Below are 16,262 nucleotides of genomic sequence, written 5' to 3'. Positions count from 1 at the left end.
TAATGGAAGGACCGATACTTGTCGTTAACTGTGGCAGCTCATCGCTGAAGATCGCCCTGTTTGACGAACGGCTGACAAAGCTGGCCAGCGCACTCGCTGAAAGACTTGGCAAAGACGATGCCTTTGGGGCCATCAAAGACCATAAGGACCACGTCGAGCTTGCCGCCGGAGCAGACCACAAGGAAGCGCTGAACTCACTGGTTGCCGCACTGCGGGACAGTGGACTGCTTGAGGGACAACCGGCTGCCATCGGGCACCGGGTCGTCCATGGTGGAGAGACCTTTCGCGAGGCCGCTCTCATCAACCGCGATGTGCTGGCTGCCATAAAAGACTGCGCGAGCCTGGCACCACTTCACAATCCGGTTAACCTGACAGGGATCGAAGCGACCACAGCGCTGTTCCCGGAAGTTCCGCAGATAGCGGTATTTGATACCGCTTTTCACCAGACCCTACCGCCCAGAGCCTATCTCTACGCTGTGCCCACGAGGCTCTACAAAGACTGGGGTGTTCGGCGTTATGGTTTTCATGGCACCAGCCATCAGTTCATGGCACGTGAAGCAGCCCGGATACTGGGTAAAACCCCCGCTACCACCTCCATTATTTCGGCCCACCTTGGCAATGGCTGCAGTATTACTGCCATCCGTGACGGAAACAGTGTCGATACCAGTATGGGGCTGACGCCGCTGGAAGGGCTTGTCATGGGAACGCGAAGTGGCGATGTAGACCCCGGGCTGTTCGATTTCCTTGCCAATAAAGGCATGTCCTCGCAAGAGGTTCATCAGCTTCTGAACAAGGAAAGTGGCCTTTTCGGGCTCTCGGGACAGACCAACGATATGCGCTCTCTTTGCGAGCTTGCCAATCACGGCCATGAACCGTCTCAAACGGCCATTGATGTGTTCTGTTTCCGGCTTGCACGCTATATCGGTGGCATGATGGCCTCGCTGGATCAACTCGATGCCCTCGTCTTCACGGGAGGCATCGGCGAAAACAGCAGCCTGGTAAGAAAGCAGACCCTGGGGCACCTGCGCCTGTTCGGATTCACCATCGACGACCAGTTGAACAGCCACCACGGCAGCATCAGCGACGGACAGATCGAGGGGGCGGACAGCCGCTTCCGTGTCCTGGTCATCCCCACCAACGAAGAACTTGTAATTGCCCGTGAAGCCCTGGCCTCCCGAAAAGGCTGACTAACAGCAACCAACGCAGGAAGCCTTGCATGGCAAAGAATCTCTATATTGCACCAACCTCTCTGAATTCCGGGCTGACATCCGTGTGCCTGGGCTTGCTCCGTGCCCTTGAACGCGTGGGTGTCAGCGTGGGCTTTTATAAGCCGTTTTCCCAATCAGTCCACGAAGGTGAGGCGCATCATAACCACGGCAAGGACACCTCTGTGGCATTCGTTCGGGCCCGCAGCCACCTCGAGCCTCCCGAGCCCATGAGCCTGAAGACGGCCCAGAACCTTCTCAACACCGGCAAGGCCGACCAACTGCTGGAAACCATCGTCGGCGAGTACCAGAAAGTCGCCAGGACGGTCGATGTGGTTATCATCGAAGGCCTGGTACCGGATCGCACCGAAGCCTACATTGCCCGGTTGAATGTGGAAGTTGCCCGCAACCTGGGTTCTGAAGTTGTTCTGGTCAGCACCCCCGGAAATACCGATCCGAAAAGTCTGGACGAGGAGCTGGATTTTTACGCACGGCTGTTCTCCAGCCCCTCCGACCCGGACGTGATCGGCGTCGTTCTCAATAAAGTGGGAGAACCTGACAGATCAGGGTTCACCCCGCGGGTGAATGCCCGGGTCCCTGAAGAAACCATTGATTACGGCCAGGCCTGCAAGGTCTTCAGTGACGGACGTTACCGGTTGCTGGCAGTCATCCCCTGGCAACCGGAACTGATGGCGTCACGGGTTTCTGACATCGTCCGTGAAATGGATCTGGAAGTGCTTCACGAGGGCGACATGCGCACCCGTCGTGTCCAGACCGTCACTGTCAGTGCCCGTACCATCCGCAACATGGTGGATACCCTGAAGCCAGGCACCCTTATAGTCACGCCCGGAGACCGGGAGGACATCATCGTGACCACGGCGGTTGCTGCTCTCAATGGCGTGCCCCTGGCAGGCATAATGCTCACCGGCGGCCTGATGCCCGATGACCGGGTGATCGAACTCTGCCGCCGTGCCATGGAAATGGGATTTCCGGTCATCAAGGCACAAACCAACACCTATGAAACCGCCCACCGCCTGGCCAACCTCTCTTCGGCTATACCTGTGGATGATCCGGGCCGGATCGAAAAAGCCATGGAAGCCGTGGCAACCCGGATCGACGCCGAGTGGCTCCGGGAGCATCTGAAGGTGGAACGGCAGAGCCATTTGTCGCCACCGGCTTTCCGCTATCTGCTTTCAGAGCGTGCCCGCGCAGCAGGCAAGCGCATTGTGCTCCCCGAGGGCAATGAACAGCGTACCGTACAGGCCGCCATTATCTGTCACCAGCGTCAGCTGGCCCACTGCATCATGCTGGGCAACCGTGACAATATCGCCACGGTTGCCCGCTCCCAGGGAATGGAGCTGCCTGACGACATCGAGGTTATTGATCCCGCCGAGGTTCGCAAAAACTATGTCGAAGCCATGGTAAAGCTACGCAAACACAAAGGCCTGGCCCCCGACATGGCCGAGGCAATGCTGGAAGATAACGTGGTGCTAGGCACCATGATGGTCGCTGAGGACAAGGCCGACGGCCTGGTATCCGGTGCCGCGCACACCACTGCCAATACCGTGCGCCCGGCCATGCAGCTGATCAAGACCCACGACCATGCCCGGGTGGTATCGTCCGTTTTCTTCATGCTGCTGCCGCAACAGGTTGTTGTCTACGGTGACTGCGCCATCAACCCGGATCCGAACGCGGAAGAGCTGGCGGATATAGCAATCCAGAGTGCCGATTCAGCAGCCGCTTTCGGTATTGAGCCGGTAGTCGCCATGATCAGTTACAGCACCGGTGAGTCCGGAAGTGGCAAGGATGTGGAAAAGGTGCGGGAAGCCACCAGAATTGCCCGGGAAAGACGCCCTGACCTGTTGATTGACGGGCCGCTGCAGTACGACGCCGCCGCCATAGAAAGCGTTGCCCGGAGCAAGGCACCCGATAGCAAGGTGGCCGGCAGGGCCACGGTCTTTATCTTCCCGGATCTAAATACCGGAAACACGACCTATAAGGCAGTCCAGCGAAGCGCTAACGTGGTGAGCATTGGCCCCATGCTTCAGGGCCTGAGAAAACCGGTCAATGACCTTTCACGGGGCGCCGAGGTGGAAGACATTGTCTTTACCATTGCCCTTACTGCGGTACAGGCCAAGCAGGTGGAAGATGCCGGGCTGATCTGACGGATCGGCCCCGCCTCTCGCGGAATCAGCGTTTCTTGCTCTTCATTCGCGCTTTTTTCTTCACCGGCCGTCCTTTCTTAAGGTCAGTGTCCTGTTTCACCTTCTGACGAGGTGTCAGACGGCTGACCTTGTTGGCGTACGGGTTCTCGCCAGAGCGGAACTCAAAGCGAATGGGTGAGCCGTTCACCTTCAGAACCTTGCGGAACGTATTTTCCAGGTAGCGCTTGTACGCACCCGGCAACGCGTCCGTCTGGTTACCATGCACCACGATAACCGGTGGATTGGAACCGCCCTGATGGGCATAGCGGAGCTTGATACGGCGGCCCTGGACCAGTGGCGGCTGATGCTGGGCAGTGGCGTCCTGGAGTATGGCGGTCAGGCGATTGGTGGGCCACTTGGCCATAGCGGATTCGTAACAGTCATGGACCGAATCGTACATCACCCCGACGCCGGAGCCGTGAAGTGCGGATATGTAATGCTTGTCGGCGTAGTCGAGAAAGTCCAGCCGGCGTTGTACCTGCTCTTTGACTTTCGCCTTGTCTTCCGGGTCCATGCCATCCCATTTGTTGACGGCAATAACCAGGGAGCGACCCGCATCCAGCACGAAACCGATCAGGTGCAGATCCTGATCCACCAGGCCTTCCCGGGCATCAATCACCAGAATCACCACATGGGCGTCGTCAATGGCTTGCAGGGTCTTGATAATAGAAAATTTTTCTACCGTTTCACTGACATTCTTGCGACGACGAACGCCGGCAGTATCGATCAGCGTGTACTGATGATCCATCCGCTCATAGGGGATGTAGACGCTGTCCCTGGTGGTTCCGGGCATGTCAAAGACCACAACCCGGTCTTCGCCAAGCATGCGGTTGACCAGGGTGGATTTGCCCACATTCGGGCGACCGACGATACCGATCCGGATACCCGGATACCGATCCGCCCTGTCCTGGGCTTCCCGCTCCTCCTCGGAGGGCAACAACTCCTCCAGCATCGAGCGGACACCCCGGTTGTGGGAGGCTGCAATCAGAAACGTGGACTGGAATCCGAGACCATGAAAATCAGAGGCGGCAATGTCGGGGTCCTGCCCATCCGTCTTGTTGACCACCAGATGCGCCTGCTTGCCGGTTTTTCGCAGATGGTCGGCAATCAGTTCGTCACCGCCATTGAGGCCGGCCTTACCGTCCACCAGGAACAGTACGATATCGGCTTCTTCAACCGCCTGCATGGAGTGGCGGGCCATTTCCGCGTCAAGGCCTTCCTCGCCACCGGTGAGGCCACCGGTATCAATCACAATAAACCGCTGGCCCTCGTAATCACCCTCGCCGTATTTACGGTCACGGGTCAGACCCGGAAAATCCGCTACAAGCGCATCCCGGGACCGTGTCATCTGGTTAAACAATGTCGACTTGCCAACGTTGGGACGCCCGACAAGTGCAATTACAGGGGTCATAAACTTTCGCTACACAGTAAACAGGGCCAGCGCTTCACAGCGATATGGCCGGTAAGGAGCGCTCAGTCGCGCTCCCGTATTTTAAGCACGGACATCTTTCCGCTATTGCCATAAACCAGGAGGTTCCCATTCTGCAAACGCTGGAAGGGCACCCGCAAGCCTTCGTCGTCAAACTCTCGCTGCCCCTCAAGGGTCCCGTCCTCCAGCGACAACATGTGGATATAACCCTCGTAGTCTCCAACCAGCAGATAATCGCCATAAACAATTGGCTGCGTGGGCTGGCGCCAGGACAACTTGTCCTGCACCCAAAGTTCGCGGCGATCAGAGCCGCGATAGGCGGTAATGTCGCCATCAGCCCCGGCTATAAAGATGTTGCCATCACCAATCATGGGTGATTGCAGGCTTGATTCCTGCCGGCTCCAGATTTCCTGGCCACTCTGCAGGTCGACCAGTGCCAGCTTGCCCTGGTACCCCACCACCAGGGCAGCGCTTTCAAGGATCAGAGGTTCGCTGGCAACATCCACCAATCTTTCCAGTTCTGTGCGCCCCTGAGGCTGACCCACTTCGTACTGCCAGATTGGTTGACCGGTCTCGGCGGAAATCGCCATCAGTTTGCCATTGGCCAGTGACGCCAGTACCAGGTCTGCCCCGACCAGGGGTGATGCCGCAGCCCGCATGGACAGGACCGGCACATCGCTGTTGTATTGCCAGGCCCTTTCGCCACTGGTGGTGTCGAAAGCCAGCACTTTACCGTCAATGGTCTGTACCACCACCAGGCGGCCATTTGACTGTGGAGAGGCCAGCGCTTCGTTAGGCAGAGGCTGCTGCCACAACTCGGTGCCATTCTGGCGCGAGAGGGCTTTCAGCTGCGCATCGCGGGTAACCAGGTAAAGGTTGCCCTGATCCCCGCCAACACCGGCAATGATCTCCTCCTCAAGGTCCTGATACCAGACTACCTCACCGTTTTCGGGTTTGACAGACCAGATTTCACCCTCGGCCGAGGCCGCGTAAAGGGTCTCGCCGGCATTGAGTGGTGCCAGGTAAAGGAAGTTGTCACCGTGTCCCTCACCTACATACATGGTCCAGACGTTTTCCAGCTCAACGGAGGCAGAAATTTCCGGCACAGGGGCGGGCTGCTCAAAAGTGTCATTGGCACTGCAGCCTGCCAGCAGTGCAACCACCAACAGGCCGATGACTGAAGTGCAACGGATCTGCCCTTTACACAACAGGGGCATCAGGCTCCCTCCCCTACGCCAAGATCTGACAGTTTGAGTTCAAGAATGCCGCTACGCCCCTGCTGGTTCTGCTCTCTGGCTGCCAGGTAGGCCTCGCGGGCGGCGTCGCGATCACCCTGAGCCAGCAGGATGTCGCCTTTCAGTTCGGTGAAGATGGCGCTGAAACTGCCGGCATCGTCCACGTTCTCAATGGTACTGAGGGCAGTTTCATACTGCTCGGCCGCAAACTGGGCCCGCGCCAGCCGGTTACGGACAACCAGCGCCAGAGGCCGTGATTCGCCGGCTTTTTCCTGTGCCCACGTCAGCGACTCAATGGCAGCCTCCGGATCGCCCTGATCCATGACCTGTTGCCGGGCCAGCATCAACATGCCGTAGATGGCAAACGCGCTGTCACTGTATTCCTCGCGCAGGTTTTCTGCCACGTAGGCTACCGTCTCGGCACGGTTTTCATCGCTTTCATCGCTGTAGGCGTTAATCAGGTCGGCAAACTGGGAAGCCGCTTCGGTGCGCTGCTGCATCTGATGGTTCTGCCAGGCCTGCCAACCGAATACGATGGCCAGCGCTGCGGCGATACCAATCAGGAGCGAGCTGCCGTTTTTCTTCCACCAGTCCTTGATTGCCTGGACCGTTTCTTCCTCAGTGCGAATTTCAGCCATGATGACTCCTGTAATTGATGATTATTGTGCCTTTAGCCTATCGACCCGCCGTCAGCGGGCCCAGCAACTCTTTCAGTACGCCAGCAAGTTCAGCCTGAGCAACGTCCTGCTGTGGTTCGTCCGAGCGCAGTGGCTTAAGGCCAACCGACGCAGTAGCCAGCTCGTTTTCTCCCAGAATCACCGCGTAGCGGGCGCCGCTCCGATCCGCTTTTTTCATCTGACTCTTGAAGCTACCGCCGCCACAATGGCTCATTATTCGGGCTGCCGGCAAGGCAGTGCGCAGTGACTCGCCGAGTGCCAGTGCCGGCGGCACTGCTGAATCCCCCATGGCAGTGACATACACATCAACATCACCATTGGCACTTGCCGGGACAAGATCGAGGGTTTCCAGCAGCAGGATCAGGCGCTCGAGCCCCATGGCAAAGCCCACTGCGTAGGTGGGCTTGCCCCCCAGCTGCTCAACCAGTCCATCGTAACGGCCACCGGCGCAGACGGTGCCCTGTGCCCCGAGGCTGTCGGTAACCCATTCGAACACGGTCTTGCCGTAGTAATCGAGCCCCCGCACCAATCGTGGATTCACGGTGTACCCAACACCGGCGGCGTCCAGTAAGCTGCGAAGCTCGCTGAAATGATCCAGCGACTCCTGGTCGAGGTAATTCTCAAGCCTGGGTGCATCTGTCAGCAACTGCTGTGTGCCGGGGTGCTTGCTATCAAGGATACGCAGCGGGTTGGATTCCAGGCGACGCAGGCTGTCCTCGTCGAGCTGGTCTCGATAACCCGAAAGGTAGGCCACCAGCGCCTGCCGGTATTCACGACGGGCCGCCGACGTACCGATGGAATTGATCTCCAGACGGGTATGCTCGCTTAACCCAAGAGCCCGCCATAGACGGGCAGTCAGTACCAGCAGTTCCGCATCGATATCCGGGCCGTTCATCCCGAAACATTCCACACCGATCTGGTGGAACTGGCGATAGCGCCCTTTCTGCGGGCGCTCGTGACGGAACATCGGGCCTGTGTACCACAGGCGGCGGGTCTGGTTGAAAAGCAGGCCATGCTCTTCTGCGGCGCGAACACAGCCAGCGGTACCTTCCGGGCGCAGCGTCAGGCTATCGCCGTTGCGGTCGTCGAAGGTATACATTTCCTTCTCGACAATATCCGTTACTTCGCCGATGGAGCGCTTGAACAGATCTGTCTGCTCCACCACCGGCATGCGGATTTCCTGGTAACCGTATTGCGAAAGCACCCGCCTGACCGTGTCTTCAACAAACTGCCACACCGGCGTCTGTTCTGGCAGGATATCGTTCATCCCGCGAATTGCCTGGATCTTAGCCAAGTTACTACCTTTTCATTTTCAGTGATTTGGCGATCTGCACTCAGTCAGCCGAGCGGGTAATGATCGCGTCTTCTTTTTCCTTGCGACGGGCAACTTCCTCACGGATCAGTCGTTCCAGGTCGTCGGTCAGGTTGGCATTATCGAGTTTCTGGTGGGGCTTGCCCGACATGTAGAACAGGTTCTTCGGGCTACCACCGGTGAGGCCGAGATCTGCCACCTTGGCCTCACCCGGGCCGTTCACTATGCAGCCGATAATGGCCACGTCCAGTGGTTCGTTGACGTCTTCCAGGCGGGCCTCGAGGTCGTTCATGGTCTGGATAACGTCGAAGTTCTGGCGCGAACAGCTGGGGCAGGCAACGAAGTTTATACCGCGGCTACGCAGGCGCAGGCTCTTGAGTATATCGAAGCCTACCTTGATTTCCTGAACCGGATCTGCCGCCAGGGAAACCCTGATCGTGTCGCCAATACCATCCATCAACAACATGCCAAGGCCGATGGACGACTTCACGGTGCCGGAACGAAAACCGCCCGCCTCGGTGATACCCAGGTGAAGCGGCTGTTCAATCTGCGCTGCAATCAGGCGGTACGCCGCTACGGTCATGAACACCTCGGACGCTTTCAGGCTGACCTTGAAGTCCTGGAAATCGTGCTTGTCGAGAATGTCGATATGGCGCATCGCCGATTCCACCAGTGCTTCTGGTGTGGGCTCGCCGTATTTGCGTTGCAGGGCCTTTTCCAGCGAACCGGCGTTGACACCGATCCGAATCGGAATATTGCGGTCCCGGGCAGCGCTGATGACTGCGCTAACCCGATCATCCCGACCAATATTCCCCGGGTTGATGCGCAGGCAGTCAACACCCAGCTCCGCCACCCGCAGCGCGATTTTGTGGTCAAAATGAATGTCGGCCACCAGCGGCACCGACACCAGGGAGCGGATTTTGCCAAACGCTTCGGCGGCGTCCATGGTGGGAACGGACACCCGCACGATGTCGGCGCCAGCTTCCTGGAGCGCGCGGATCTGGCCCACGGTGGCATCCACATCGCAGGTGTTGGTATTGGTCATGCTCTGCACAGCAATCGGAGCGTCCCCGCCAACGGGAACATCACCCACCATTATCTGACGGGATTTACGTCTTTTGATCGGAGATTCGTGATTCATAGCCTGCCAACCGAAAATTGTGTTCGTAAGTGTCAGATGTCCAGCGCGAATTCAGCGCGGTTATTGACGACCCGGAAATCCGACATATCTACCGGTTCCCCATCAAAACGAATGGATTCGACAGCATCAACGGCGCCAACAATTACCTGGATCGGCACCCTGCCGGACACCTCTACCCGGTCACCATCCTGCTGCAGAGAGCCCACCAGACGGTTGCCGGCGGAGTCGGTCACCTGAACCCAGCATTCATCCCTGAAGGTCATTTCCAACTGCGCGCGCCCAGCGGCAGCATCCGGCTCTGCGCTTTCCTGGAACGCAGGTTCCGGAGCACTGGTAACAACCGGGACACGGCTTTCGTCGAGAGCTCTGGGTGATTCAAGCGCGGGCTCCCGGACAGGCCTGCTTGCTTCGCCGGAATCGCGGTCTGCAACCAGCGGGATCTCCTCCTGCCCCTCTAACGGTGCCGGCGTACTTACGCGCTGGTCGTTCTGGGTATCATTGGCCGGCTCAGTACCCGCCGGTATCGTTTCAGCGACATCGGCATTTTCTCCAGTGTCTGTAACGGTCTCTGACACATCGCCTCCCTCGGGCCCGGACTCCAGCGGTTCTATCATGTCTGCCGGTGCTTCGGAGGTGTCGGGCTCATCGGGTGCGACACTGCTGCCCGGGGTATCCAGAAAACGCAGACCCACAACCACCAGGATGGCGATAACCAGGGCGAAAAACAGCAACTTGGCAATCCGGCGTTTCTGGCGCCTTCGGCGTTCAATATCAACCAGGGGATTCAACTCTTCTGCCTGGGCTTTCTGTTGCCGCAGCGGTTCAAGTTCCCTATCCAGAGTCGCGATCACAGTGTCCGGGTTGAGGCCCACCTGAAGCGCATAGGCTCTGACATACCCTTTGAGGAACAGTTCACTGTCGATCTGCTCGTAGGCACCGTCTTCAATGGCGTGAATGACTGCCGGACGCAGGTGCTGGGCATCGGCAACGGCCGAAACAGTGAGACCTTTCTGCTCCCGCGCGCGTTTCAGTTGCTGGCCGGCGGGTTCGGTCACCACTGGCTGTTGTGTGTCATCACTGTCCATTTGACGTCATCACCCTGTATTGTTGGTATTCGACAGAGTTCGGGAAATTGTTCTTCAACTGCAGCCCCAGGCTTGATGCCTGGTCCCGGTCGCCCAGCTGGCGAGCAATGCGAATGCCTGTATAAAGGCTTTCCGGGGAATGGCGAAGATTGCGGTTTCGCTGCATCAGCGTAATCAGACGGCTGTAGTGGCGTGCCGCAGCCTGGTATTCGCCGCTTTCCACCAGAGTTCGCGAAAGAGCCAGCAACGATCTGGCATCACCGCGGGACAACTCTACGGCCCGCCGGTACGCCGTAACAGCGCCGTCAAGATCTCCCACTCGTTCTTCTGTCAGGCCGAGATTGAAAAATACCGACGCCCTCTCAGGGTAGCCGGTATCCCTGGAGGCGGCGAGAAACTGATCGCGGGCCTCCTCAAATCGACGCTGGCCATACAGAAAAGCGCCGTAATAAACCCGACCACGGGTATAATCCGGATCGCTGTCGAGGGCGTCTTTGAAGGCACGCTCGGCCAGTTCCGGTTCGCCTTCCGATTGATAGACCAGACCCTGCGCTGCCAGGGCGCCCGGGTTTTCCGGTGCCAGTTCGAGCGCGCGGTCCAGGTGGCTTCGGGCCCGGTCTATATTGTCCTGTCCGATATAGGCGGTTGCCAGCTGGACGTAGTTCTCTACCGCTTTATCACGATCGGCCTCGCGCGCAAACCGGCTATCGGTTTTGGTCACACAGCCAGTGACAAGCATTGCCAGTAACACCATGGCAAACACAGCCCGGACCCTGTTTACTGGTTCAGATGTCACAGTTGGCAATTCCTCTTGTGTGCAGGGGTGAAACCTCACCCGGATTCATGGACTGACCTGTTGCACCTGGATGTAACGCTGGCTTCTCTTGGTCCTGTCATCCACCCTGCCTACAAGCTGTCCGCAAGCGGCATCAATATCGTCGCCACGGGTTGTTCTGACGGTTGCAATGTAGCCCGCCTCATTGAGAACGGCCTGAAAACGGCGGGTGGCGTTCATGCTGGGGCGCCGGAAATCACTCTCCGGAAACGGGTTGAAAGGAATCAGGTTGATCTTGCACGGCAACCCGCGAAGCACAATGGCGAGCTCCCTTGCGTGCTCGGGCTGGTCGTTGACTCCTTCAATCACCGTGTACTCGATTGTTGCCTTGCGTTTATCCGGCAAGCGGGCGAGATAGCGGCGCGTGGCGGCGAGCAACTCCGCGATCGGGTACTTTTTATTCAGTGGCACCAGTTGGTTACGCAACTCATCATTGGGGGCATGAAGGGAAATGGCCAGTGACACATCGGTAACCTCGCCCAGCCGGTCGATTGCCGGAACCACGCCCGAGGTGCTCACCGTGACCCGCCGTTTGGAGATTCCGTAAGCCAGGTCCTCCATCATCAGGTTCATGGCGTCAACTACGTTATCGAAGTTCAGCAGCGGCTCGCCCATGCCCATCATCACTACATTGGTGATCGGGCGATCGGGCCCCGGCGCAAAGGGCATGAACGCCTTGCGGGCGACCCATACCTGGCCGATAATCTCGGCGGCGGTCAGGTTGCGGTTGAAGCCCCGTTTTCCCGTGGAGCAGAACGTGCAGTCCAGGCTGCAACCAATCTGGGAAGAGACACACAGTGTGCCGCGCTCGCCATCGGGAATCAGCACGGTCTCGACACTGTTGCCGTTGTCCATGCGCATGACCCACTTGCGGGTGCCATCTTTCGACGATTCATCGTAGACCACCTCGGGCCCGCGAATCTCTGCCACTTCCTTCAGTTTGTCCCGCAGTACCTTACTCATATTGGTCATTTGATCGAAGTCATCGGCACCACGCTGATGAATCCACTGCAACACTTGTGTTGCCCGGAAACGCTTCTCCCCCAGGGATTCGAAGAAAGCCTCCATCTTGGCCTTCGGCATTCCCAGAAGGTTGGTTTTCTCAGCAACAGCTGTCATTTCATAACCTCGATCAGATAACCAATCCGGGCCGGAAAACGTTCCGGCCCGGGGCAGCTCAATCAGCCACGTGGGCAGATCTCACTGTCATTGAAAAAATACGCGATTTCACGTTCGGCCGATGGTGCCGAATCCGAACCGTGAACGGCGTTGGCATCGATGGACGATGCGAAGTCGGCACGAATGGTGCCTGCTTCCGCTTCCTTCGGATTGGTAGCCCCCATCAGGTCACGATTCTTCAGGATAGCACCTTCGCCTTCCAGAACCTGAACTACAACCGGCCCGGACGTCATGAAAGCAACCAGGTCATTAAAAAACGGACGCTCCTTGTGCTCGGCATAGAATCCTTCTGCCTGCTCCTGGGTCAGATGCATCATCTTGGCAGCAACGATCTCCAGACCTGCTTTCTCAAAACGGGTGTAAATCTCACCGATCACATTTTTTGCGACTGCGTCGGGCTTGATAATCGAGAGCGTGCGCTCGTTTGCCATGATCTGTCTCCATTCAGGTTCAGAAAAAATTCAGGGTTCGGATTATACGCAGTCCGGAGGCAACTGCCTACCGCACTGAACGGAGACGGGTAACAACGTCAACGATTTGCGTCGCGGCGTAGTCAATCTCCTCGCCTGTGGAAAAACGCCCGAAGGAAAACCGCAGGGCCCGGTGGGCCTGTTCGTCTTCCAGACCAATGCCCCTCAGAACAAAGGATGGTTCGATCGTCGCGGACGCACAGGCGGAGCCGGACGACACGGCCAGATTCCGCAGGCCCAGCATCAGGGACTCCGCATCCACGCCGGCAAACGACAGATTCACAATCCCCGGTACCCGGTATTGGTCACTGCCGTTGAGCGTCACGCCATCAAGGTTATTAACCCCTGCCAGGAACCGACTGCGCATGCTTTCCAGCATTTCGCACTCCTGCTCAAGGTGCTCAATGGCAAGTTCGAACGCCTTGCCCATGCCCACGATCTGGTGAGTCGGCAGCGTGCCCGAACGCATTCCTCGCTCATGCCCGCCGCCGTGAATCTGTGACTCGATACGAACGTCCGGTGACCGGCGAACATAAAGCGCACCGATGCCCTTGGGACCATATACCTTGTGGGCGGACAGCGAAAGCAGGTCTACCTTCGCGAGGGTGGCGTCCACTTCGGTTTTCCCCGCTGCCTGAGCCGCATCCACGTGGAACAACACCCCGCGCTCGCGAAGCATGGCGCCAATTGCTGCAATATCCGTCTGACAACCGAGCTCGTTGTTCACCATCATCAGGCTCACCAGCACGGTATTGTCACGCAGTGCGCTCTCCACCTGCCCGGGCAAGATCCGGCCGTCACGTTCGGGGGCCAGCCAGGTCACGCTGACACCCTGCCGCTCAAGCCACTTGCAGGTATCGAGTACCGCCTTGTGCTCAATCAGGGAAGTCACGATGTGCGGATTGTCCCTGCCCGCAACCGCGCCTTTGATGGCCAGGTTGTCGGACTCGGTGGCACCGGATGTCCACACGATCTCTCGCGGATCCGCATGGATAAGGTTGGCCACTTGCCGCCGGGCACCTTCCACTGCCGCTTCAGCCTGCCAGCCGTAGGCATGTGTGCGCGAGGCCGGGTTACCGAAAACGCCATCGAGCGTGAGGTATTTGCACATTTCGTCGGCAACGACGGGATCCACCGGCGTGGTGGCCGCATAGTCCAGGTAGACGGGTTTTTTCATAGAATCTTCAGGCTAATCGTTCAGGCCGGCGCCTGATCCGAAAGGCGCTCGGTGTTAATCGTCTGTGAATCGCCTTCGGAATGGCGTTTGTTCTGCCGGGTAGCAACCACCTGAATTTCGCGCTTTCTCATCAGGTCACCGAGGCTGATATCGCTCAGGAACTGATGGATCTGGTCACTGAGATCAGACCATAGGTGGTGAGTCAGACATTTCTCGCCATTCTGGCAATCACCCTTGTTGCCGCAGCGGGTGGTATCCAGAGACTCACTGACCGCGTCCACTACTTCTGCAATGTAGACGGCATCCGGTTCGCGGCTCAGGCGGTAACCCCCGCCGGGGCCTCGGATACTGGTCACCAGCTTATGGCGGCGAAGCCTGGAAAACAGCTGCTCAAGATAAGAGAGGGAAATCTCCTGCCGTGACGATATATCCGCCAGACTGACCGGCCCCTGATCCCCGTGAAGGGCCAGATCCAGCATTGCTGTCACCGCATAGCGGCCTTTGGTGGTCAGTCTCATAAACTCAGCCCCGGTCAGGGATTGATTAGGCTTTAGCAGAGCCGAGTATGAATTGACCAACCATTTCAGTCAAGTATTCACCGCTGGGATGGCTCATCATCCCGCACACAATCAAAATCCTCCTCCTGAAGCGGCGGCAACTCACCGTTCTGGTACTCACTGTTAACCTTTCTGAGAGCCTTGCACATGTTTTCAATGCGGTCATCCACCGCGTGCATGTGATCAAGCAGGCTCCGCATGGCGCGGGCAACAGGATCCGGCATTTCCTCTGTGACGCCGTAGGCGTCGAAGCCCATGCGCTCCTCCATTTCCTTGCGGCGCACCGTATCGTCGTCTTTGCGCTTGGCAACCACACGGCCGGGAATACCAACCACCGTCGCACCGGCAGGGACCGCCTTTGTGACCACCGAATTGGAGCCGATCTTGGCGCCTTCTCCCACTTCGAACGGGCCGAGTATCTTGGCACCGGCACCAACCACAACACCGTTACCCAGCGTCGGGTGGCGTTTGCCCTTGTTCCAGCTGGTACCGCCGAGGGTCACCCCCTGATAAAGCGTTACATCGTCGCCGATAATGGTGGTTTCACCAATAACGACACCCATGCCATGATCGATGAAAAAGCGACGGCCGATCGTTGCTCCGGGGTGAATCTCGATACCAGTCAGCCAGCGGGCGATCGTCGAGAAGGTGCGTGCCAACCATTTCAGGCCGAGGTTCCAGAGCCGGTGCGAAAACCGGTGACACAGGAGCGCATGAAGGCCGGGGTAGTTAGTGAGAACCTCAAAGGTATTTCGAGCCGCGGGATCACGATGAAACACACTGTTCACATCTTCCCTTAAACGTTCAAACATAACCCTATTCCTGTTCACCGGCCGCCGAGCGGGCCTTTGACGTGTTTGATCCGGGCTGATCCGTACCGGCCGATTTCTGAACGGCTGTCAGAACGCCCCGGAGAATGCTGATTTCCGTCCGGTCCAGTTTCGCTCTCTGAAACAGGCGGCGCAACCGGGTCATCAGCAGACCGGGCTTCTCGCGACGGTGAAAATCAACATCGACCAGCACCTGCTCCAGATGTTCGAAAAATCCCTCAACGTCCTTTACCGGGGCCGGCGGGACGTCCCAGCCAGCATCTCCCGGGGCATTCATGGGCTTCAGATAGGGGCTGCCGTCGCCACCTTCAAGCCCCCTCAGATAATCCATGCGCAACTCGTAACACATGACCTGAACCGCCATGGACAGGTTCAGAGAACTGTAGTCCGGATTTGACGGGATGTGGATATGGAAGTTGCAGCGCTGCAACTCCTCATTGCTCAATCCATGGTTCTCGCGGCCGAACACCACTGCAACAGGCCCTGCGGCAGAGTGCTCGGCGGCCTTTGCGGCAGCATCCGGCGGCGCCATGACCGGCCACGGAACCTTGCGGCCACGGGCGCTGGTGCCCATCACGCAGACACAGTCAGCAATGGCCTCGTCAAGAGAGGTAACAACACGGGCGTTGTCCAGGACATCGGAAGCTCCCGCGGCGCGAGCATAGGAGGTCTCATCGGGGAACGAGGCGGGATTGACCAGCCAGAGGCTGCCCAGCGCCATATTCTTCATGGCCCTCGCGACAGCCCCGATATTGCCGGAATGAGACGTCTCGACCAGAACGATCCTGATCTGGTCGTCAAAGGTGTCGGTGCCCTCCTGGGGCATCGCTGACTTGTGCATGGCGCTCGTGTCTCTCTGGTGATCTGTCGATAGTACGCTGGAAAGGCGCGCATGATACCAGATTTCGCCGTGCTTCTGCCTCCCC

Annotated in this window: 15 protein-coding genes; 2 read left to right on the top strand and 13 right to left on the bottom strand. The window is 58.2% G+C overall.

Translation table 11 applies throughout. The annotated features are described in order from the left end of the window. Window positions 1-2: 2 nt before the first annotated feature. Together DIT71_RS07425 and pta are read left to right on the top strand one after the other, a co-directional pair. On the top strand, window positions 3-1,187 hold the full coding sequence (locus DIT71_RS07425; protein WP_114612576.1) for an acetate/propionate family kinase: 1,185 nt from the start codon (window positions 3-5) through the stop codon (window positions 1,185-1,187). Between the two features lie 29 nt (window positions 1,188-1,216). Beyond that, window positions 1,217-3,370: a phosphate acetyltransferase gene (pta, locus tag DIT71_RS07420; protein WP_114612575.1), complete on the top strand. Its 2,154-nt coding sequence runs from the start codon at window positions 1,217-1,219 to the stop codon at window positions 3,368-3,370. A gap of 25 nt (window positions 3,371-3,395) precedes the next feature. Here pta and der read toward each other — a convergent pair whose 3' ends face one another. The 13 genes from der to trmJ form a co-directional block, all read right to left on the bottom strand. Then, entirely contained in the window at window positions 3,396-4,820 is a 1,425-nt protein-coding gene (gene der, locus DIT71_RS07415; RefSeq protein WP_114612574.1) for a ribosome biogenesis GTPase Der, read from the bottom strand. 62 nt (window positions 4,821-4,882) lie between these two features. Further along, on the bottom strand, window positions 4,883-6,055 hold the full coding sequence (gene bamB, locus DIT71_RS07410) for an outer membrane protein assembly factor BamB (RefSeq protein ID WP_114612573.1): 1,173 nt from the start codon (window positions 6,053-6,055) through the stop codon (window positions 4,883-4,885). After that, entirely contained in the window at window positions 6,055-6,711 is a 657-nt protein-coding gene (locus tag DIT71_RS07405) for a YfgM family protein (RefSeq protein WP_114612572.1), read from the bottom strand. The genes bamB and DIT71_RS07405 overlap by 1 nt, the downstream gene beginning before the upstream one ends. A 37-nt stretch (window positions 6,712-6,748) precedes the next feature. Beyond that, window positions 6,749-8,044, bottom strand: a complete 1,296-nt coding sequence (hisS, locus tag DIT71_RS07400; RefSeq protein ID WP_114612571.1) for a histidine--tRNA ligase — start codon at window positions 8,042-8,044, stop codon at window positions 6,749-6,751. Between the two features lie 40 nt (window positions 8,045-8,084). Further along, a complete protein-coding gene (ispG, locus tag DIT71_RS07395) occupies window positions 8,085-9,203 on the bottom strand; it encodes a flavodoxin-dependent (E)-4-hydroxy-3-methylbut-2-enyl-diphosphate synthase (RefSeq protein ID WP_114612570.1) in 1,119 nt (372 codons plus the stop codon). Between the two features lie 32 nt (window positions 9,204-9,235). Beyond that, on the bottom strand, window positions 9,236-10,288 hold the full coding sequence (locus tag DIT71_RS07390) for a RodZ domain-containing protein (RefSeq protein ID WP_114612569.1): 1,053 nt from the start codon (window positions 10,286-10,288) through the stop codon (window positions 9,236-9,238). After that, window positions 10,278-11,042, bottom strand: a complete 765-nt coding sequence (pilW, locus tag DIT71_RS07385; RefSeq protein WP_199490985.1) for a type IV pilus biogenesis/stability protein PilW — start codon at window positions 11,040-11,042, stop codon at window positions 10,278-10,280. The genes DIT71_RS07390 and pilW overlap by 11 nt, the downstream gene beginning before the upstream one ends. A gap of 87 nt (window positions 11,043-11,129) precedes the next feature. Further along, window positions 11,130-12,242, bottom strand: a complete 1,113-nt coding sequence (gene rlmN / locus DIT71_RS07380; RefSeq protein ID WP_114612567.1) for a 23S rRNA (adenine(2503)-C(2))-methyltransferase RlmN — start codon at window positions 12,240-12,242, stop codon at window positions 11,130-11,132. A gap of 62 nt (window positions 12,243-12,304) precedes the next feature. Continuing rightward, window positions 12,305-12,733 carry a nucleoside-diphosphate kinase gene (gene ndk / locus DIT71_RS07375; RefSeq protein WP_114612566.1) on the bottom strand — a complete coding sequence of 143 codons (429 nt, stop codon included), beginning with the start codon at window positions 12,731-12,733 and terminating at the stop codon, window positions 12,305-12,307. A gap of 67 nt (window positions 12,734-12,800) precedes the next feature. Further along, complete coding sequence (locus DIT71_RS07370) at window positions 12,801-13,949, bottom strand: IscS subfamily cysteine desulfurase (RefSeq protein ID WP_114612565.1); 1,149 nt, start codon at window positions 13,947-13,949, stop codon at window positions 12,801-12,803. 20 nt (window positions 13,950-13,969) lie between these two features. After that, window positions 13,970-14,467: a Fe-S cluster assembly transcriptional regulator IscR gene (iscR, locus tag DIT71_RS07365; RefSeq protein ID WP_114612564.1), complete on the bottom strand. Its 498-nt coding sequence runs from the start codon at window positions 14,465-14,467 to the stop codon at window positions 13,970-13,972. Between the two features lie 77 nt (window positions 14,468-14,544). Continuing rightward, window positions 14,545-15,318 (bottom strand): serine O-acetyltransferase, encoded by a 774-nt coding sequence (cysE, locus tag DIT71_RS07360; RefSeq protein ID WP_114612563.1) that lies wholly within the window; start codon window positions 15,316-15,318, stop codon window positions 14,545-14,547. Between the two features lie 4 nt (window positions 15,319-15,322). Beyond that, window positions 15,323-16,177 carry a tRNA (cytosine(32)/uridine(32)-2'-O)-methyltransferase TrmJ gene (gene trmJ, locus DIT71_RS07355; protein ID WP_114612562.1) on the bottom strand — a complete coding sequence of 285 codons (855 nt, stop codon included), beginning with the start codon at window positions 16,175-16,177 and terminating at the stop codon, window positions 15,323-15,325. Window positions 16,178-16,262 lie beyond the last annotated feature (85 nt).

Source organism: Marinobacter vulgaris (genome assembly GCF_003344045.1).
GTDB lineage: Bacteria > Pseudomonadota > Gammaproteobacteria > Pseudomonadales > Oleiphilaceae > Marinobacter > Marinobacter vulgaris.
The sequence above is the reverse complement of the archived record's forward strand: the minus strand, read 5'-3'. Positions and strand labels throughout refer to the sequence as shown.